This window comes from Pseudorhodoferax sp. Leaf265, assembly GCF_001422365.1.
Taxonomy (GTDB): domain Bacteria; phylum Pseudomonadota; class Gammaproteobacteria; order Burkholderiales; family Burkholderiaceae_C; genus Pseudorhodoferax.
The window spans coordinates 426,567-445,547 of the sequence record NZ_LMMT01000039.1; the positions used below are offsets into that span (position 1 = coordinate 426,567).

The window sequence follows — 18,981 nt, forward strand, 5'->3', positions numbered from 1 at the left end:
GGGAGAAGAAGCTTGAACAGCAGTGGGAATCCGTCGGGCGAACATGCCATCGAAGGCGCGTTGGCGGCGGACCACTTTTACCTCGACGAAGGTGCCGAGGCGCCGGGCCTGCAAGGCATGCCGGCCGAACTCGTGGCGGTGTTCGACAACCTGCCCGTCATGGTCTGCTGCATGGACTTCGGCGCCGAGGTGCCGGTGCTGTACTGGAACCACGAGTGCGAGCGCTGCTCCGGCTACAGCGCCGCCGAGATCGTGGGCAATCCCGGCGCCTTGCAGCTGCTCTATCCCGAGCCGCTGTACCTGGCCCGCAAGACGGCCGACATCGTGGCCCAGGGCCCGCATTTTCGCGGGCTCGAATGGACACTGAGCAGCAAGGCCAACGGCAAGCGGCGCATCGCCTGGTCTTCGATCCGGGGCCTGGCCGCGCAGGGCGGCCAGCGCTGGTGCCTCGGCCTGGACATCACGGCGCATTCGGAGTCGCACCGGCTGCTGCGCGACCGCGACAAGCTGCTGACCTCCGTGTTCCGCCACCTTCCCGACATGGTCTACCTCAAGGATGGCGAGGGCCGCTGGTTGCTCGCCAATCCGACCGCGCGCGCCGTGCTGGGCCTGGCCGAGCAGGCGGGCCGCAGTTCCAGCAGCCTGGAGGTGGTCGAGCCGAGCCGCCCGGCGGCCATCGACCTGAACCACAGCGCGCTCACGGAGGAGGCGACCTGGCAGTCCGGCCGCCTCTCGCACGTACAGGAGGCCAACGACGACGGCCACGGCAACCTGCGCTATTACGACGTGATCCGCGTGCCCACCTTCGGCCGGCGCGGCCAGCGCCTGCACCTGCTCGTGGTGCGGCGCGACGTGACCGACCAGCGCGTCGCGGCCACCAAGCTGGAACTGGCCGGTCGCGTGCTGGAGCAGAGCACCGACGGCATCATCATCACCGACGCGGACAACCGCATCATCATGGTCAATGCGGCCTTCACCGAGATCACCGGCTACCAGGCCGAGGAGGTGCTGGGCCGCGACCCGCGGATGCTGGCCTCCGGCCAGCACGACAAGGCCTTCTACGCGCAGATGTGGGCCGTGCTGGCCGAGCAGGGCCGCTGGAGCGGCGAGATCTGGAACCGGCGCCGCAATGGCGAGGTGTACCCGCAGTGGCTGAGCCTGTCGGCACTGCGCCAGCGCAGCACGGACGAGATCACGCACTACGTGGCGGCCTTCTCCGACCTCAGTTCGCGCAAGGCGGCGGAGGAGAAGATCGCCTACCTGGCCAGCAAGGACGTGATCACCGGCCTGCCCAACCGCGCCCAGGCCACGCTGCAGGCCAGCTTGGCGCTCAAGCATGCCGAGCTCACCAACGACCGCGTGGCCCTGATCGTCATCGACGTCGACAACTTCAAGACGCTCAACGACTCGCTGGGCCACAGCGTGGGCGACCAGCTGCTGCGCGAGATCGGCGCGCGCCTGCTGGGCCAGGCGCGCGAGCGCACCATGGTCGGCCGCCTGAGCGGCGACGAGTTCATGGTGCTGCTGTCGGGCGTGCACAGCACGACCGAGGCCGCCCATGCCGTGCGTGCGCTGATGGACCTGCTGGGCCAGCCCGTGGTCTTGAGCGATCTGCCCGTGAACGTCTCGGTCTCCGCCGGCATCGCCATGTTTCCCAGCGACGGGACCGACTTCGACACGCTGTTCGGCCGGGCCGATGCCGCCATGTTCGCCGCCAAGCGCAAGGGCCGGGCGGCCTACCAGTTCGCCAGCGCGCTCATGAATGAAGCCGCCATCGACCGGCTGCAGATAGAGGCCTCGCTGCGCCGCGCGATCGAGAACCAGGCGCTGCGCCTGGAGTACCAGCCGCTGGTGCACCTGGCCAGTGGCCGCATCGTCGGTGCCGAGGCGCTGTGCCGCTGGGACGACCCCGAGCGCGGCGCCGTGCCGCCTGGCGTGTTCATCCCGATTGCCGAGGACTGCGGCCTGATCGAGGCGCTGGGCGGCTGGGTGCTCAAGACCGCAGCGCTGCAACTGCGTGCATGGCATGACGCGGGCCACACCGAACTCATGATGGCGGTGAACCTGTCGGCGCGGCAGTTTCAGCGCGGGGTCGTGCTGCAGCAGGTGGAGGATGCGCTCGTGGCCTCGGGCATCGCGCCCGACCGGCTCGAACTGGAACTGACCGAGACCGTGCTGCTGCACGACGGTGACGCGGTCATGGCCACGCTGCGCCGCCTGAAGGCCCTGGGCACCAAGCTATCGATGGACGACTTCGGCACCGGCTATTCCAGCCTGGCCTACCTGCGCCGCTTCAAGTTCGACAAGATCAAGATCGACCGCTCCTTCGTCTGCGACCTGATCGACGACCCGGACAACGCCGCCATCGTGCGCGGCATCATCTCGCTGGCGCAGAGCCTGGGCCTGTCGGTGCTGGCCGAGGGTGTGGAGACCGAGGCCGTCGCACAGCGGCTGAAGCACCTGCAGTGCACCTTCGCGCAGGGCTATCTGTTCGACCGGCCGTTGCGGCCGGAGGCCTTCGGCGCCCGGCTGAGCGCGTCCTGAACGCTCAGGCTCCGGGGTTCACGAGCACCAGCTTGCCCTTGACGCCGCGCGAGCCCATGTGGGCATAGGCAGCCTTCAGTTCGGACATGGGCATGGTGCTGTCGATGACGGGCTTGATCTTGCCCTGGGCGTACCACTGCGCCAGCTCGGCCAGGGCGGCTGCGCTGGCCTTGGGTTCCTGGCGCGAGAAGCCACCCCAGAACACGCCGACGATGGATGCGCCCTTGAGCAGGGCCAGGTTCAGCGGCAATGAGGGGATGGGCCCCGAGGCGAAGCCGACCACCAGGTAGCGGCCGCGCCAGGCGATCGAGCGAAAGGCCGGCTCTGCGAACTCGCCGCCCACCGGGTCGTAGACCACGTCGGGACCCTTGCCGTCGGTGAGCTTCTTGATCTCGTCGCGCAGGCTGCCCGAGGCGGTGTGCTCGCTGTAGTTGATAGTCGCATCCGCGCCCAGGGAGCGGCACAGCGCGCACTTCTCTTCGCTCGAGGCCGCCGCGATCACGCGCGCACCCATGGCCTTGGCGATCTGGATCGCCGAGGTGCCCACGCCACCGGCCGCGCCGAGCACCAGCACGGTCTCGCCGGCCTTCAGTTGCGCTCGGTCCACCAGCGCATGGTGCGAGGTGGCGTAGATCATGATGAAGGCCGCCGCATCCACGTGCGGAAAGCCGGCCGGCAATGGCATGCAGGTGGCGGCCTGCGCCAGCGCGTGGGTGCCGAAGCCGCCGGTGCCGGCCAGGCAGGCGACGTTCTGGCCGACCGCCACATTGCGCACGCCTTCGCCCACAGCCTCGACCACGCCGGCGAACTCCGAGCCCGGCACGAAGGGCAGCTCGGGCTTCATCTGGTATTTGTTCTGAACGATCAGCAGGTCGGGGAAGTTCAGGCTGGCCGCGTGGATGCGCACCAGCACCTGACCCGGGCCGGGCTGCGGCGTCGGCAATTCCTTCCAGACCAATGCGTCCACGCCCACCGGGTTCTCGCACAACCATGCCTGCATCTCGTGTCTCCTTGGGTTCAGCCTTGACGGATGGGGCGCATGATAGGCGGCGGCTCGGGTGGGCCGGGCGGTGCTTTGTCCCGCCGGCGACGCCCATGACGCCAGACATCGCGCCCCTACAATGCCGGCACTTCGAGCCATGCCCATGAAGATCCTGATCTGCAACGACGATGGTTACCAGGCACCCGGCGTCGCCGCGCTGTACGAGGCGCTCAAGGACGTCGCCGAGGTCGAGGTGATCGCACCCGAACAGAACAACAGCGCCAAGTCCAATGCCTTGACGCTGAACGCGCCGCTCTACGTGCACCAGGGCGCCAACGGCTTTCGCTATGTCAACGGCACCCCGGCCGACTGCATGCACATCGCGCTGACCGGGCTGCTCGGCTACCGGCCGGATCTGGTGGTCTCGGGCATCAACAACGGCGCCAACATGGGCGACGACACCATCTATTCCGGCACGGTGGGCGCGGCCATGGAGGCCTATTTGTTCGGTGTGCCGGCCCTGGCGTTCTCGCAGACCGAGAAGGGCTGGCAGCACCTGGACGCTGCCGGTGCCACGGCCCGCGCGCTGGTGCAGCAACTGATGCAGCGCCATGCCGTGGGCGACGCGCCCTGGCTGCTCAACGTGAACATTCCGAACCGGCCGCTGGACCAGCTCAAGCCGGCCAAGGTCTGCCGCCTGGGCCGGCGCCATGCCGCAGAGCGCGTGATCACCATGGACAGCCCGCGCGGCGAGACCATGTACTGGATCGGCGGCGCCGGTGCGGCCAAGGACGGCGCCGACGGCACGGATTTCCACGCCACGGCCCAGGGCCATGTGTCGATCACGCCTTTGCAGGTGGATCTCACGGACCACCCGCGGCTGGCGCACTGGGCGGACCTGCTCGCCGGCGTATCGGGCGGGGCGCGCTCCGCGGCGTGATGGGCACGCGTCCGAGCTTTCCCGCACGTCTGAACAACGGCCCGGCCCCCGCGGCTGCGCCTGCGCGCGCACGCGTGACGACGCAGCCGTCGGTGCCGATGGCACCGGCCCGCGCCGATTTCAGTGCCATGCGCCAGCGCATGGTGCGGCGGCTGGCGACCAGCGGCATTCAATCGCAGGCGGTGCTCACAGCCATGGGCACGGTCGAGCGTGACCGCTTCATCGACAGCGCGCTCGTGGCCCAGGCCTACGAAGACACCAGCCTGCCGATCGGTCTGAACCAGACCATCTCCAAGCCCAACGTGGTGGCACGCATGTGCGAACTCCTGCTGGGTGCCGAGCTCGCGCGCGAGGGCAAGCCCGCGCGCGTGCTCGAGATCGGCACGGGCTGCGGCTACCAGGCGGCCGTGCTGTCGCTGCTGGCGCGCGAGGTCTACAGCATCGAGCGCCTGCGCGGCCTGCACGAGAAGGCGCGGGAGAACCTGCGCCCGTTCCGGCTGCCCAATGTGCACCTGCTGTTCGGCGACGGCATGGCCGGTTACGCCAGGGGCGCGCCTTACGCAGCCATCATCGCCGCGGCCGGTGGCGAGGCTGTGCCGCAGGCCTGGCTGGACCAACTGGCCGTCGGCGGACGCCTGGTCGCGCCGGTCGCTGGGCACAGTGGACAGCAGGCGTTGGTGGTGATCGACCGCACGGCCCAGGGGCTGCGTCAGCAGCTGCTCGAGGCTGTGCATTTCGTGCCTTTAAAATCCGGCGTTGCTTAAACGGAGTGCGTACATGGTGTTGGGCGAAGGGCGGCGATGGCACGGGGTGGTGGCGCTGATGGTGGCGTTGGCCCTGGGGGCGTGCGCGAGCCGCAATGCGCCTGTGCGGGGCGCGCCGGTGGAAAACCGCGGCACCAGCGCAGGCGAACAGATCGCGTCGGTGCCGGCGGAGGCGCCGGCCAAACCGGTGGACCCGAATGCGGGCAAGCCGGGCTACTACACGGTCAAGCCCGGTGACACGCTGATCCGCATCGGCCTGGACACGGGCCAGAACTGGCGCGACATCGTGCGCTGGAACAACATCGAGAACCCCAACCTGATCGAAGTCGGCCAGGTCTTCCGCGTGGTGCCGCCGGGCGCCCATGTGGCAGAGAGCGGTGTGGTCTCGCGGCCCGTGGCGCCGTCCAGCAGCGCGCAGGCGACGCCGCTGGGCCCGGCTGCTTCGGCCAGCGCGCCGCGACCTGCCGCGAGCGCGGCCGCCGCACCGGTGGCCGAGCCCACGCCGCCGGCACCTGCGGCACCGCCGGCCGTGGCCGCCACGGGCGGCGGCGAGGACATGGTCTTCATCTGGCCGGCTTCGGGCAGCATGATCGGCGGCTTCGACGAGGCCAAGAACAAGGGCGTGGATCTGGCGGGCAAGGCCGGCGATGCCGTGCTGGCCGCGGCCGACGGCAAGGTGGTCTATGCCGGTGCCGGCCTGCGTGGCTATGGCAACCTGATCATCCTCAAGCACAACAACACCTACCTCACGGCCTACGCCCATAACCAGTCGCTGCTGGTCAAGGAAGACCAGACCGTGCGCAAGGGTCAGAAGGTGGCCGAGATGGGCAACAGCGACGCCGACCGCGTCAAGCTGCACTTCGAGATCCGGCGCCAGGGGCGGCCGGTCGATCCACTCAAGTACCTGCCGCCGCGCCCGGCGCCGTGACATGAAGAAGCGCAACGCATCCAGCCCAGCCCCCGAGCCGGATGCGTTGAAGGCGCCTTCTTCCGAACCGCAGGCGACGCCATCCAGTGAACGGTCGGCCCTGCTGGACGATGCACCGCTCGACGGCGAATCCAGTGACATCCTGACCATGTACCTGCGCGACGTGCGGCGCACCGCGCTGTTCACGCCGCAGGAAGAGTTCGACACCGCGATGCGCGCGCGTGCCGGCGATTTCGAAGCCCGCCAGGCCATGATCGAGCACAACCTGCGGCTCGTCGTCAGCATCGCCAAGAACTACCTGGGCCGCGGCGTGCCCATGAGCGACCTGATCGAGGAGGGCAACCTCGGCCTCATGCACGCCATCGACAAGTTCGAGCCCGAGCGTGGCTTTCGCTTTTCGACCTACGCCACCTGGTGGATCCGCCAGTCGGTCGAACGGGCCGTGATGAACCAGGGCCGCGTGATCCGCCTGCCCGTGCACGTGGTGCGCGAACTGCAGCAGGTGCTGCGGGCGCGGCGCTCGCTGGAGAACGATTCGGCCTTCCAGGCGCTGCGTCCCGATGGCGTGCGCGTGGACGACGTGGCCTCGCTGCTGGGCCGCGACGTGCAGGAGGTCGCTGACCTGCTGGCGCTGGCCGAGACGCCGCGCTCGCTGGACGCCTCGCTGGACCGCACGGAGGAGAGCGGCACCCTGGTCGACACCTTGACCGACGACCAGTCGCCCGACCCGTCCAGCCTCACGCACTCGCGCGAGGTCGAAGAATTGCTGGAGACCTGGATCGGCGCGCTGTCCGCGCGCGAGCGCGAGGTGCTGGATGGCCGTTTCGGCCTGCACGACCGCGAGCCGGAGACCCTGGACACGCTCAGCGAGCGCCTGAGCCTCACGCGTGAGCGCGTGCGCCAGATCCAGAACGAGGCGCTGCGCAAGCTCAAGCAGCACCTGGGTCGCAACGGCGTCGACCGCGACGCACTGCTGTAGCCGCGGCCGGCCGCACGGGGTGGCCTGAGACAATCGGGCCATGTCCGACGTTTCTCTCCTTGATTTGGCTGCCCCCCACGACACCGCGACCGACGCCAGCTTGCCGCCACCCTGGCTGGAGGTGCATGCGGTCGACCTCGAAGCGCAGGGTGTGGCGCGGCGCCCGGATGGCAAGGTGGTGTTCATCGAAGGGGCCTTACCGACCGAGCGCGTGCTGGCCAACGTGTACCGCAAGAAGAGCCATTTCGAGCATGCCAGCCTGACGGCGGTGCTGCGCGAATCTGCCCAGCGTGTGCAGCCGGCCTGCCCGCATTTCGGCTTGCACGCAGGTGCCTGCGGCGGCTGCAAGATGCAGCACCTGCACGTGGCGGCGCAGGTGGCCGTCAAGCAGCGCGTGCTGGAAGACAACCTCTGGCACCTGGGCAGGCTGCGGCCTGAGCGGGTGCTGCGCCCGATCGAGGGCCCGGCCTGGGGCTACCGCGACCGCGGCCGCCTGTCGGTGCGCTACGTGCGCAAGAAGGGCGAGGTGCTGGTGGGCTTCCACGAGCGCAAGAGCCGCTACGTGGCCGACATGCGCGAATGCCGAGTGTTGCCGCCCCATGTCAGCGCGCTGCTGCTGCCGCTGCGCGCATTGATCGGCGCCATGGACGCGCGCGAGACCTTGCCGCAGATCGAACTGGCCGTGGGCGCCGACGTGACCGCGCTGGTGCTGCGCCACATGGAGCCGCTCAGCGCGGGCGATCTCGCGCAACTGCGGGCCTTCGCCAGCACCCACGGCGTGCAGTGGTGGCTGCAGCCCAAGGGACCGGACACCGTGCACCTGCTGGACGAGGGCGGGCCGCAGCTGAGCTACCGCCTGCCCGAATACGGCATCGAGATGCCCTACCGGCCGACCGACTTCACGCAGGTCAACGCCCACATCAACCGCGTACTCGTGCACCGCGCACTGGGCCTGCTGCAAGTGCAGCGCGACGAGCGCGTGATCGACTGGTTCTGCGGCCTGGGCAACTTCAGCCTGCCGCTGGCCACGCAGGCGCGCGAAGTGATGGGCATCGAGGGCAGCGAGGCGCTGGTGGCCCGGTCCCGCGACAATTACCAGCGCAACGCGGCCGCGCGCGGCAGCCATGGTCCGCTGGCACCGACGCGCTTCGCCGCGCGCAACCTGTTCGAGATGACGCCCGAGCAACTGGTGGCCGACGGCACGGCGCAGAAGTGGCTGGTCGATCCCCCGCGCGAAGGCGCGCATGCGCTGGTCCAGGCCCTGGCGCAGCTGCGCCAGGGGGCCGAGCGCGGCGACTGGCAGCCGCCCCGGCGCATCGTCTATGTGAGCTGCAACCCTGCCACGCTCGCGCGTGATGCCGGCATCCTGGTCAACGAGGGGGGCTACCGCTGCGTGGCCGCTGGCGCGGTGAACATGTTCCCGCACACTGCGCACGTGGAAAGCATTGCGCAGTTCGAACTGGTACCGCGCTGAGGTGGACCGTCAGGAGCCGCGGGCGCTGCGGCGTTCGGTCTTGCCCTCGGGCGGGCTGCTGGCCACCGATTCCTCTGTGGCCTCGGCCTTGGGCGAGGGGATCACGGCTCGCACGCCCTCGACCTTGTTCTCGCGCATGTACTGGTCCATCTCGCGCCAACCGGCGAAGATGGCCGCGCGCGGCGCCTTCGGGTTCAGCGTGTAGCAGTCTTCCAGCGCGCGCTGGGCGTGGCGGCAGCCGCCGCCCGTGGCCTTGGCGTCGGCCTCGCGCGCGAGCACCTTGGGGTCGGGATAGATGCCCGGGATCTCGCAGCCCGCCAGCAGCGAGGCGACGCTCAGGATGGCGAAAAGACGTGCAGACATGGGCGGCCTCGGACGGGGGATGCGTTCATTATCGGCACGGGTGCCCAAGACGTTGAGCGAAAAGTGCGCGCAAATGGAAAAGGCCCCGAAGGGCCTTTCGTGCGAGGGAGGGGTGCTCAGTCGCGTTCGCCGCCCATGATGCCCAGCAGGGCCAGCAAGCTCTGGAACACGTTGAACAGGTCCAGATACAGTGCCAGCGTGGCGCTGATGTAGTTGGTCTCGCCGCCGTCCATGATGCGCTTGAGGTCATACAGCATGAAGGCGCTGAAGATACCAATGGCGGCGACCGACAGGGCCATCATGCCGGCCGTGGAACCCACGAACACGTTCACGATGCCACCCACCAGCAGCACGATGGCGCCGACGAACAGCCACTTGCCCATGGAGGACAGGTCGCGCTTGATGACCGTGGCCAGGCTGGCCATGGCCAGGAACACACCAGCCGTGCCGCCAAAAGCGGTCATGACGAGTTCGGCACCGTTCGAGAAGCCCAGCACCATCGCGATCATGCGCGACAGCATCAGACCCATGAAGAAGGTGAAGCCCAGCAGCACCGGCACGCCGGCGGCCGAGTTCTTGGTCTTCTCGATCGCGAACATGAAGCCGAAGGCGCCGCCCAGGAACACGATCAGGCCCAGGCCGCCGCTCAGTGCGGCCGTGATCCCGGTGGACACGCCGACCCAGGCGCCCAGCACCGTAGGCAGCAGGCTCAGCGCCAGCAGCCAGTAGGTGTTGCGCAGTACCTTGTTGCGCTGTTCCTGGGAAACCTCAAAACCGCCGTAGCCGGCGTCGTAAGTGCGTACTTGATTGGTCATGGACGAGCTCCTCATTGCCTTGATCGGCAGTTGCGGGAATTCTAGGGAGATTCAAGAGGCCGGCTGCAATACCACTGCAGGGTCCACCCTTATTGTGCAAAGGGATTTCTTCGGGCCGTTCGTGCCGGCAGCGGGGCGGGTTTTGTTTATGCTCGCCGTCTTTCCTTTGCAAAAAGCCACCATGAAGACCAAGTCCTTTCTCGAACTGTCCGACCTGAAGGCGATCGCCGCCGCCGCCGAAGCCGAAGCGCTCAAGAACAACTGGGCCGTGACCATCGCCATCGTCGATGACGGCGGCCACCTCCTGTGGCTGCAACGCCTGGACGGCGCGCCCGCCGTGTCGGCCCACATTGCCCCGGCCAAGGCCAACACGGCCGCACTGGGCCGCCGCGAGAGCAAGGTCTACGAGGACATCGTCAACGGCGGCCGCACGGCTTTCCTGAGCGCACCCGACCTCAAGGGCCTGCTCGAGGGCGGTGTGCCGATCCTGAAGGACGGCAATTGCATCGGCGCCGTGGGCGTGAGCGGCGTGAAATCGACCGAGGACGCACAGATCGCCCGCGCCGGCATTGCCGCCATCGGCCTGTAATCGCGTCGTCCCCCAAAACAAAAGCCGGCCCCTCGGGCCGGCTTTGTCGTTTTGGTGGGGAAAAAAATGCGTGGCTGGCGGGGCAAAGCCCGGTGGCTGGCAAAAACGACCCTTGGAGACTGAGGATCAGTCCTGGAGTCGCCCCACGATGAAACCTATTTGGTCAGGATCAGCTTGCCGAGCTTGGTGGTCTGCAGGCGGTAGATCGCGCCGTTGTGCTTGATCTCGACGGCCTTCTGGCCGCGCAGCAACTCGTGGCTGTCGACAGCGATGGCGTCCGCCGCGCTGAGTTGCGCCATGCCCGCAGCGGCGAAGCGTTGGAGCGCTGCGGCGTTGCCGGACATCAGGGGATGGGTGGCTGCGTGCATGGTATTGGTCCCTTGGTCAACTTGCGATGAGGTTAATGATAACGATTCGCAGTTGAGAGTCAAGAAAAGGGGCGATGTTTTTTTCGCCCCTTCTTCCATCAGGGTTGCACGGTCAAGGCTTGGGTTCGGTGATGAAGCCGATCTTGCGCACCCCGGCCTGGCGGGCGAACGACATGGCCTGGGCCACACGCTCGTAGCGCACTTCGCGGTCGCCGCGGATGTGCAGCTCCGGTTGCGGTTCCTTGCTGCCTTCGGCCTGCAGGCGCGGCAGCAGATCCTCGTCGGTGATGCGGTTCTCGTTCCAGTAGTAGCCGCCATCGGCGGCCACGGACAGGCGGATGGTTTCCGGCTTGGCGTCCTCCTGCTCGCTGCTGGCGCGGGGCAGGTCGATGTTCACCGCGTGCTTCATCACCGGGATGGTGATGATGAAGATGATGAGCAGCACCAGCATGACGTCGACCAGCGGCGTCATGTTGATCTCGTTCATCACCTCGTCGGCGTCGTCCTGGGTGCCGAAGGCCATCTCAGGCTCCCTTCTTCATGGCCACCACGTTGGCCGTGCCGCCCGTGGCCACGCGGGCACCGGTGACGAAGTAGGCGTGCAGGTCGTGCGCGAAGCTGTTGAGCTTGTTCAGCACCGACTTGTTGCCGCGCACCAGCGCGTTGTAGCCCAGCACGGCGGGGATGGCGACCGCCAGGCCCAGGGCCGTCATGATCAGCGCTTCGCCGATGGGGCCGGCCACCTTGTCGATGGTGGACTGGCCCGACAGGCCAATCGCCAGCAGCGCGTGGTAGATCCCCCAGACCGTGCCGAACAGGCCCACGAATGGCGCGGTGGAGCCGACCGAGGCCAGGATGGCCAGGCCCGACTGCATGCGGGCCGTGGTGGCGTCGATGCTGTTGCGCAGCGTGCGCGTGACCCAGTCGCTCACGTCCAGCGTGTCGTGCAGATGGGCCTTGGTGTTGCGGTGGTGGGCGGTGGCTTCACGGCCTTCCTCGGCCAGGCGCAGAAAAGGGTTGCTCGGGTCCTTGCCCAGCTTGGACATGCCGGTGGCGAAGTCCTCGCTGTGCCAGAAGCCGTCGGAAGCGTTGGCCATCTTCTTGTAACGGATGATGTCCAGCGTCTTGATCAGGATCACGACCCAGGACGACAGCGACATCACGAGCAGCATGATCGCCACACCCTTGGTCACGATGTCGCCTTGTTGCCAGACGTTGGCGAGGCCGAAATGGGATTCCATGCGTTACTCCAGGAGAAAGAAGAAAAAAGTTATTCGAGGACGTAGTTGACTGGCGCTTCGTACCACATGGCCTGGACCACGCCGTTGACCTTGCCCGGCACATAGCGGCACTTCATGACGTACTCCATGGCCGAGCGGTCCAGCCGCTCGAAGCCGCTGGAACGCTTGATCTCGGCGCGCTCGGGCTGGCCGTTGGTGCCTATCAACACGCGCACCAGCACCTTGCCCTGTTCGCCCAGGCGCCGGCTGATGGCCGGGTAGACGGGGCTGGGGTTCTGCAGGTAGCTGGCGTCGCTGGACGGCAGCTGGATCTTGGGCGGTGCCGGCGGTGCGGGCGGCGGCGGTTCGGGCGCCGGCGCGACAGGCTGCTCGATCGGCGGAAGCGGCGCTGGCGGCGCGACCACGCCGGTGGGCGCAGCCGGTGCCGGCGTGGGGTCCTGGATCGCCTGGGGCTGCGGCGGTGGCGGCAGCGCCGGCTTCTTTGGCGCAACCACAGGCTTGGTCACCTTCGGCGGTGTCGGCGGTGCGGGCGGCGGCGGTGGGGGCGGCGTGGGTTTGGGCGGCTCGATGAACTGCGACAGGATCTCGACCGGCACGATCACCTCGACGGCGCGGACCAGCAGGCCGCTTTGCAGAGCCCACAGGGCCGCGGCGTGGAAGGCGATCACGCTGCCGACGATGACCGTGTTGCGGCTCAGGCCACTGCGTTCGGGGTAGGTGCTGGAAGCCATGGTGGAAAAGACAAATGCCGAAGCAGGCGCCACAGCGGCGCCTGGTGGAAAAACGCGCAAGGCGGAGTGTGGCGGCCCGGGCCTATCTGCGGAAGATCCACCAGGCCGAGCCGACGACCAGGATCAGGCTGCCGCCGAGAGAGAACAGGTCCATGCAACGCCTTCCGTGATGCTGCTGGCGAGCTTGGGGACCGGGGCGTCGAGACCGCGGTCATCGGGCCCGATGGCGCTGTGCAAGGCCGCGACGGGGTGCATGCGGCTGCACTGGTCGACGACTTCGCGGGCGCACCCTTCGCAGCGGCCACATTGCGTGGCCACGCCGAGCTCGAGCTGGATGTCGTCGAAGCTCAGACCGGCCCGCACATGGCGGACGATTTCGCGGTCGGAGATCCGGTTGCACACACAGACGATCATGGCGGTGAAGGCGGGTTGGTGGCTGGCTGGTGAGTGTTGCTCGCGATTATAAATACGAATTCATCGCATTTGTGCAATTGATTGGCGTGAAGGCGGTTGCAGAGTGGGGTTTTGGGGCGTCATTCCGCCGGACGCCAGAGCGTCTTCGGGCTGCAATCGGCCGGGCTGGCGCAGCCGCACAGGGCCATGGCGATCTCCAGTTCGTCGCGCAGCAGGCGCAGCACGTGGGCCACGCCCACTGCGCCGGCGTTGGCCAGGCCCCACACCACTGGCCGTCCGACCAGTACGGCGCGAGCGCCCAGCGCCATGGCCTTCAGCACATCGGTTCCGCGGCGGATGCCGCCGTCCACCAGCACGGGCAGGGCGCTGCCGATCGCGTCGACGATGGGCGGCAGCAACGCTGCGGTGGGGGGCATCGTGTCCAGGGTCCGGCCACCGTGGTTGGACACGATGATCCCGCCCAGCTGCAAGGCCGCTGCCTGGCGCGCGTCATCGGCATGCGTGATGCCCTTGAGCAGCACCGGCAGCCGGCTGATGGACTGCAGCCATTGCACATCGTCCCAGGTCGGGGCGTGCCGCAGCAGGGCGTCGAACATCGCGCTTTGGCCTGGCGCCAGCGTGACGGGCGGCGCCGGGGGCAAGCCCGCCAGGTGCACCGCTGCCGCATGGGGCGGCACCTGGAAGCCGGCACGGCGTTCGCGGTCGCGCGCGCCACTGGTCGGCGCGTCCACGGTCAGCACCAGGGCCTCGTAGCCGGCCTGCTCAGCGCGTTGCACCAGTTCGCGCGTGAAGCCGCGGTCGTGCTGCAGGTAGAGCTGAAACCACAGCGGGCCGCGGTCGGGCGCGTGCGCGATGGCTGCGGCAATGGTTTCCAGCGGCGTGCTGGCCTGGGTGCTCAGTACCAGCCCCGCACCGAGCGCGGACGCCGCGTGGGCTGTGGCCAGCTCGCCGTCACCGTGCGCCATGCGCTGGAATGCCACCGGGGCCACGAGGATGGGGTGGGCCAGCTGGCGGCCCAGCAGTTCCACACGTGTGTGCCCGCCTTGCAGCGGGCGCAGCACGCGGGGGTGCAGCTGCAGTGCGTCCCAGGCTGCGCGGTTGGCGCGCAGCGTGATTTCGTCGCCCGCACCGCCGCTGAAGTAGGCCCAGGCGTTGTCGTCCAGCCGTGTGCGGGCATGGACCTCGTGGTCTGCCAGCGTGGCCAGGCCTGCAGGCAGGCGGTCGACAGCGGGAACGGGCGGTGGGGCTGCAGGCATGCCGCCAGTATCGCAAGCGCCCTCGCTCAGGTCTCGGCCCAGCGCCGGACCAGGTTGTGGTACAGCGCGGTCAGGCTCAGCACTTCGGCGCTGTCGCCGCCACGGGCGCGCAGCTTCTGGATGGTTTGGTCCAGCTCGAACAGCATGTGGCGCTCGGTGTCGTCGCGCACCAGGCTCTGCAGCCAGAAGAAGGCGCCGATGCGGGTGCCGCGCGTGACCGGCTCCACGCGGTGCAGGCTGCTGGAGGGATAGAGGATCAGGTCGCCGGCCGGCAGCTTGACAGCATGCGTGCCGTAGGTGTCGGACACGACGAGCTCGCCGCCGTCGTACGCGCCGGGATCGGTCAGGAACAAGGTGCATGACAGGTCGGTGCGCAAGCTGCTGCCATCGGGCAGGTGGTGTAGGGCGCTGTCCACGTGCATGCCGTACTGGCCACCACCCTCGTAGCGGTTGAACAGCGGCGGCGTGAAGCGCCGCGGCAGGGCCGCAGCGTGGAACAGCGCCGAGCGCGACAGCGCCGCCAGGATCTGCTGGCCCAGCTGGCGCGCCAAGGGCGTACCTGCGGGCAGCTGCAGGTTGCGCTTGACGGCTGCGCCCTGGGTGCCCGCCGTGCTGCGGCCGTCTTGCCAGTCGGCGGCCGCCAGCGCAGTGCGCATGGCCTGCACGGCAGCGGCGTCCAGCACCTCGGGAACATGCAGCAACACGGCGGTCTCCGGGCTCAGAACTTCAGCGTGGCCGTCATCACGGCAGAGCGCGGCGTGCCGATGGTGGCCCGGTTGCCGGCGTTGTTGATGCGCGCGATGTAGAACTTGTCGGTCAGGTTGAACACGTTGAGCTGCAGCGAGAAGTTCTTGTTGACCTCGTAGCCCAGCATGGCGTCCAGCACGGTGTAGCTCGGGATCTGCGGCACGAAGGCCACTGCCGCCGCATTCGTTGAACGGGCCTGGGTGTCCACGTAGCGCACGCCGCCACCCACGGTCAGGCCGAAGGGCAGCTTGTAGGTGCTCCACAGCGTGGCGGTGAGCTTGGGCGAATAGCGCACGGCAGCGCCCGTCGTCGTCGCCGTGCGCAAGCCCTCGATCACCTTGGCGCTGGTGTTGGCCACGCCAGCGATCAACTGCCAGGCCGGCGTGATCTGGCCGATGGCGCTGAGCTCCACGCCCTGCACGCGGGTCTTGCCGTACTGGTCGACCGCGCCGGTCACTGGATCGGGTGTGCCGACCTCGTTGGTGTTGTCGGTGCGGAACAGGGCGGCGGTCAGTGCCAGGCGCTTGTCCAGCACATCCCACTTGGTGCCCAGCTCGGCGGTGCGGGCCTTCTGCGGGCCCATGTTCGGGCTGTTGCTGTTGCCAGCCGTGGTGTTCAGCGCGAAGTCGCTGCCTGGCGGCCGCGCCGACGTGGCGTAGGCCGCGTAGAGGCTGCCGTTGGGCGCGGGCTTGTAGACCACGCCGAGCTTGCCGGTGAACAGGCTGTCGGAGTCCGACAGCCTGGTGGCGGCCGTGGTCGCGCCCGTGGCCGGCAGGCTCAGGTACTCGGTGCGGTAGTGTTCCCAGCGCACACCCGCGCTGACCTGCCAGGCCGGGCTGAGCTTGATGGTGTCGAACAGGTAGGCTGCAGTGGTCGTCACCTCGCCTTGGGTGCTGGCGCCGTTCGGTGTCACCGGAACCAGGGGGCGGCCCATGTCCGGCGCGTAGAGGCTGGCGAAGGCCTGGTAGCTGGCCGGCGTCACGACGCCGGTGGTGGGGTTGGTGCTGGCCGGGATCAGCACGCCGTTGCTGGCGTTGATGTTCGCGGCCAGGGTGCCGTTGGTCTGCTTCTCGCGCGCCAGTTCCAGGCCACCGCTGAAGCTGTGGTCCAGCCCGCCGAGCTTCAGGTCCGCCGTGATATTGGTCTGGTTCGCCAGGATCTCGTTGCGCTGCAGCTTGCCTTGCGGCAGCACGCGGATCATCCACGAGGCCGGGTCCGCCGCATTCGTCCCCGGCGCGAAACCGTTGGAGAAGGGCGCGGTCAACACCAAATCCTGCTTGGTGCGGCCCCAGCGCGTGATGTTGCGCACCGTCACGCCTGGCGCGAGGTCGTGCTCGATGCGGGCCGTGAACATGTCGGAATCGACGTCGTCGTGGTCGGAGGACCAACCGTAGAAGTTGCTCTCGTCCACCGCGGGGAAACTGGTCGCCCCACGCGGCGCGGATGCCGACCAGCCGGGCAGCCGCGTCGTCACGAAGCCGCCGTCCGGCCGGTTGCGCCGGTTCATGTGCAGGTACGAGAAGGAGATCCGCGTCGGCGTGCCCAGGCCCAGGGCCAGCGAGGGCGCAAAGCCCCAGCCCTTGTTCTTGACCTCGTCGCGGTCGACCACGCCGCTGTCCTGCGCCATCAGGTTCAGGCGGAACGCGGCCGTGCCGGTTTCGTTGAGCTTGCGGTTCAGGTCCAGCGTGCTGCGCTTGTGGCTGCCGCTGCCCAGGCTCACGGTGGCGCTGGCGTCGTTCTCGGCGAACGGCAGCTTGCTCTGCAGGTTGATGTAGCCGTTCGGCGAGCCGCGGCCGATGTCGGTGCCGGCCGGGCCCTTGACCACCTCGACCTGCTCGATGTTGAACATGTCGCGCGTGATGGTGCCCACGTCGCGGATGCCGTCCACGAAGATGCTGCCCTGTGCGTCGAAGCCGCGCAGGTAGACCGCATCGCCGGTGGCCGTGTTGCCGTTCTCGCCCATCTGCAGGGTGATGCCGGGCGTGTTGCGCAGCGCGTCGGTCAGCGTGGTGGCGGCTTGGTCACGCAGCACTTCCTTCTTGATGACGGTGATGGTCTGCGGCGTGTCCACCAGCGGCTGCGTGAGCTTGGGCGACGAGGCGCGCTCGGCCTTGTATTCGCTTTCGGCGGTGGACTGGACCTGGACTTCGCGCAAGGTGCCGGACGTGGTCTGGGCGGCGACCGGCAGTGCGGCCATGGCGACCAGGGTCGCGGCCGCGGCGCTGCCCGCACGCGGGTGCTTGCGGCTGGTGATGTAAGACATGGATGCTCCGTTGGATCTGCGGGGGTGGCCTGGCTGGCTGGCGCAGATCGGCCCCGGAGGGGCGCAAAGGAGCGGGTGGCGGGCTAGGGAATGTGCCGCCGGTCAACGGCCGCACAAGGCGTACAGATGATATTTATTCTCATTCTTCTTGGGAAGTGTGACGTTGTGTGACGACAACGTCACGTCTCACAGTGGCGGCCGCACCCAGCCGCCGCCCAGTGCCTTGTACAGGTCCACTGCCGAGGTCAGCCGCGCCAGCCGCTGCTGCGCCAGGCTGTCCTGGGCCGAGAACAGCGTGCGCTGCGCGTCCAGCGTGCTGAGCAGGTCTTCCACGCCTTCGCGGTAGCGCAGTTCGGCCAGGCGCAGCGAGCGCTGGGCCTCGTCGCGGATCGCCAGCTGCGACTGCTCCTGGCTGCGGTTGCGCGCGATGTTCGAGAGGCTGTCCTCCACTTCTTTGAGCGCGCTGTGGATGGAGGCGCGGTAGCTCTCCACCAGCACGCGGCGCTGCGATTCGCTCAGCAGCACCTGGTTGCGCAGCCGGCCGCCGTCGAACAGCGTCTGCGCCACCGAGGCCGTGAGCCCCACGCTGAAGCTCGGGTTCGCGAGCGACAGCAGCGCGCTGCTGGCCAGGCCGGTCGAGCCCGAGAGCTCGATGCTGGGCAGCAGGGCCGCGCGGGCTGCGGCCACATTGGCGTCGGCCGCCTGCAGTGCGGCCTCGGCGCTGGCCAGGTCCGGGCGGCGCAACAGCAGGTCCGACGGCAGGCCCGGCGCCACGGCCGGCACGGCCAGCGCGTCCAGCGGCATGCCGGCCACCGTGAAACCCTGCGGCGCGCGGCCCAGCAGCAAGGCCAGCGCGGTCAGCGCCTGGCGCTGCTGCACCTGCAGCGGCTCGATAGTGGCGCGCTGGCTCAGCACGGTGGTGCGCTGGCGGGACAGATCCAGCGCCGAGGCCGCGCCGTTGTCGTAGCGCGCCTGCACGATGCGGAACACACGCTCGGCGATGGCCAGGTTCTCCTGCGCGATCGCGAGCCGCACGCGCAGCGCCAGCACCTGGAAGTAGGCATTGGCCACCGCGCTGCTGACGGACAGGCGCACTGTCTGCAGGTCGTAGCGGCTGCCCGTCAGCGCGGCCTGGGCGCTGTCCACGTTGGCGGCCAGCCGGCCCCACAGGTCGATCTCGTAGCTGGCCGACAGCGACACACCCGAGGAGCGCGCACTGCTGCCGCTGGCACCCGGGGGATCGGTGTAGCGGTCCGCCGTGCTGGCGCCACCCGAGAGCGAGGGGAACAGCGAGGCACCGGCATTGCGCGCTGCCAGCTCGGCCTGGCGCACGCGTTCGGCCGCGATCGCGAGGTCGGTGCTGCCGGCCAGCGTCTGCTCGACCAGCGCCGCGAGCTCGGGCGCGGCAAAGCTGTTCCACCAGTCTGGCTGCAGCGCATCCAGGCCAGCCGGCGCTTCGGCGAACTGGGTCGGCACGACGGGTTCGGCGCGCGGCGGCTCGACCGGCGGCGCGGCGCAGCCAGCGGCCACGAGCGCGAACAGGGCGGCGAGGGCAGTGCGCCGAAAAGGCGGAAAAAGCATGG

At 68.7% G+C, this 18,981-nt stretch carries 19 protein-coding genes; 7 read left to right on the forward strand and 12 right to left on the reverse strand.

The genetic code is table 11. The features are described 5' to 3' along the window. Positions 1-12: 12 nt before the first annotated feature. Positions 13-2,544 carry an EAL domain-containing protein gene (locus tag ASF45_RS30915; RefSeq protein ID WP_056672705.1) on the forward strand — a complete coding sequence of 844 codons (2,532 nt, stop codon included), beginning with the start codon at positions 13-15 and terminating at the stop codon, positions 2,542-2,544. Positions 2,545-2,548: 4 nt separating this feature from the next. Here ASF45_RS30915 and ASF45_RS30920 read toward each other — a convergent pair whose 3' ends face one another. Continuing rightward, entirely contained in the window at positions 2,549-3,544 is a 996-nt protein-coding gene (locus tag ASF45_RS30920) for an NADPH:quinone oxidoreductase family protein (protein WP_056672707.1), read from the reverse strand. A gap of 145 nt (positions 3,545-3,689) precedes the next feature. Between ASF45_RS30920 and surE the strand changes: the two genes are divergently transcribed. Genes surE through rlmD form a run of 5 tightly spaced genes read left to right on the forward strand, consistent with a single transcriptional unit; the run spans position 3,690 to position 8,611 of the window. Beyond that, positions 3,690-4,466, forward strand: a complete 777-nt coding sequence (gene surE, locus ASF45_RS30925; protein WP_056672889.1) for a 5'/3'-nucleotidase SurE — start codon at positions 3,690-3,692, stop codon at positions 4,464-4,466. Continuing rightward, complete coding sequence (locus tag ASF45_RS30930) at positions 4,466-5,230, forward strand: protein-L-isoaspartate(D-aspartate) O-methyltransferase (RefSeq protein ID WP_056672709.1); 765 nt, start codon at positions 4,466-4,468, stop codon at positions 5,228-5,230. Before surE ends, ASF45_RS30930 begins: the two co-directional genes overlap by 1 nt. 13 nt (positions 5,231-5,243) lie before the next feature. Further along, positions 5,244-6,158: a peptidoglycan DD-metalloendopeptidase family protein gene (locus ASF45_RS30935; protein ID WP_056672711.1), complete on the forward strand. Its 915-nt coding sequence runs from the start codon at positions 5,244-5,246 to the stop codon at positions 6,156-6,158. A gap of 1 nt (position 6,159) precedes the next feature. After that, the gene (gene rpoS / locus ASF45_RS30940; protein WP_056672713.1) at positions 6,160-7,137 is read left to right on the forward strand and encodes an RNA polymerase sigma factor RpoS; all 978 of its coding nucleotides are present in this window, start codon (positions 6,160-6,162) and stop codon (positions 7,135-7,137) included. A gap of 40 nt (positions 7,138-7,177) precedes the next feature. Continuing rightward, positions 7,178-8,611 carry a 23S rRNA (uracil(1939)-C(5))-methyltransferase RlmD gene (gene rlmD / locus ASF45_RS30945; protein ID WP_056672714.1) on the forward strand — a complete coding sequence of 478 codons (1,434 nt, stop codon included), beginning with the start codon at positions 7,178-7,180 and terminating at the stop codon, positions 8,609-8,611. Positions 8,612-8,620: 9 nt separating this feature from the next. On the opposite strand, the gene ASF45_RS30950 is transcribed toward rlmD, so the two are convergent. Beyond that, positions 8,621-8,974, reverse strand: coding sequence for a hypothetical protein (locus ASF45_RS30950; protein ID WP_056672716.1), 354 nt, complete (start codon positions 8,972-8,974; stop codon positions 8,621-8,623). A 116-nt stretch (positions 8,975-9,090) separates the two neighbouring features. After that, entirely contained in the window at positions 9,091-9,789 is a 699-nt protein-coding gene (locus ASF45_RS30955; protein ID WP_056672719.1) for a Bax inhibitor-1/YccA family protein, read from the reverse strand. A 181-nt stretch (positions 9,790-9,970) separates the two neighbouring features. Between ASF45_RS30955 and ASF45_RS30960 the strand changes: the two genes are divergently transcribed. Continuing rightward, positions 9,971-10,378, forward strand: a complete 408-nt coding sequence (locus ASF45_RS30960; RefSeq protein ID WP_056672721.1) for a heme-binding protein — start codon at positions 9,971-9,973, stop codon at positions 10,376-10,378. 155 nt (positions 10,379-10,533) lie between these two features. Here ASF45_RS30960 and hemP read toward each other — a convergent pair whose 3' ends face one another. The 9 genes from hemP to ASF45_RS31005 form a co-directional block, all read right to left on the reverse strand. Next, positions 10,534-10,746 (reverse strand): hemin uptake protein HemP, encoded by a 213-nt coding sequence (hemP, locus tag ASF45_RS30965; protein WP_056672723.1) that lies wholly within the window; start codon positions 10,744-10,746, stop codon positions 10,534-10,536. 112 nt (positions 10,747-10,858) lie between these two features. After that, on the reverse strand, positions 10,859-11,269 hold the full coding sequence (locus ASF45_RS30970) for a biopolymer transporter ExbD (protein WP_056672725.1): 411 nt from the start codon (positions 11,267-11,269) through the stop codon (positions 10,859-10,861). A gap of 1 nt (position 11,270) precedes the next feature. Then, a complete protein-coding gene (locus tag ASF45_RS30975) occupies positions 11,271-11,987 on the reverse strand; it encodes a MotA/TolQ/ExbB proton channel family protein (protein WP_056672726.1) in 717 nt (238 codons plus the stop codon). Positions 11,988-12,016: 29 nt separating this feature from the next. Beyond that, positions 12,017-12,718 carry an energy transducer TonB gene (locus ASF45_RS30980; protein ID WP_056672727.1) on the reverse strand — a complete coding sequence of 234 codons (702 nt, stop codon included), beginning with the start codon at positions 12,716-12,718 and terminating at the stop codon, positions 12,017-12,019. 123 nt (positions 12,719-12,841) lie between these two features. Then, complete coding sequence (locus ASF45_RS30985) at positions 12,842-13,132, reverse strand: bacterioferritin-associated ferredoxin (protein ID WP_056672729.1); 291 nt, start codon at positions 13,130-13,132, stop codon at positions 12,842-12,844. A gap of 119 nt (positions 13,133-13,251) precedes the next feature. Continuing rightward, the gene (locus tag ASF45_RS30990; protein WP_082551375.1) at positions 13,252-14,388 is read right to left on the reverse strand and encodes an alpha-hydroxy acid oxidase; all 1,137 of its coding nucleotides are present in this window, start codon (positions 14,386-14,388) and stop codon (positions 13,252-13,254) included. 26 nt (positions 14,389-14,414) lie between these two features. Further along, entirely contained in the window at positions 14,415-15,092 is a 678-nt protein-coding gene (locus ASF45_RS30995) for a Fe2+-dependent dioxygenase (RefSeq protein WP_056672731.1), read from the reverse strand. Positions 15,093-15,106: 14 nt separating this feature from the next. Beyond that, positions 15,107-17,398: a catecholate siderophore receptor Fiu gene (locus ASF45_RS31000; RefSeq protein ID WP_056672732.1), complete on the reverse strand. Its 2,292-nt coding sequence runs from the start codon at positions 17,396-17,398 to the stop codon at positions 15,107-15,109. 186 nt (positions 17,399-17,584) lie between these two features. Then, a complete protein-coding gene (locus tag ASF45_RS31005) occupies positions 17,585-18,979 on the reverse strand; it encodes an efflux transporter outer membrane subunit (RefSeq protein WP_056672733.1) in 1,395 nt (464 codons plus the stop codon). Positions 18,980-18,981: the final 2 nt, after the last annotated feature.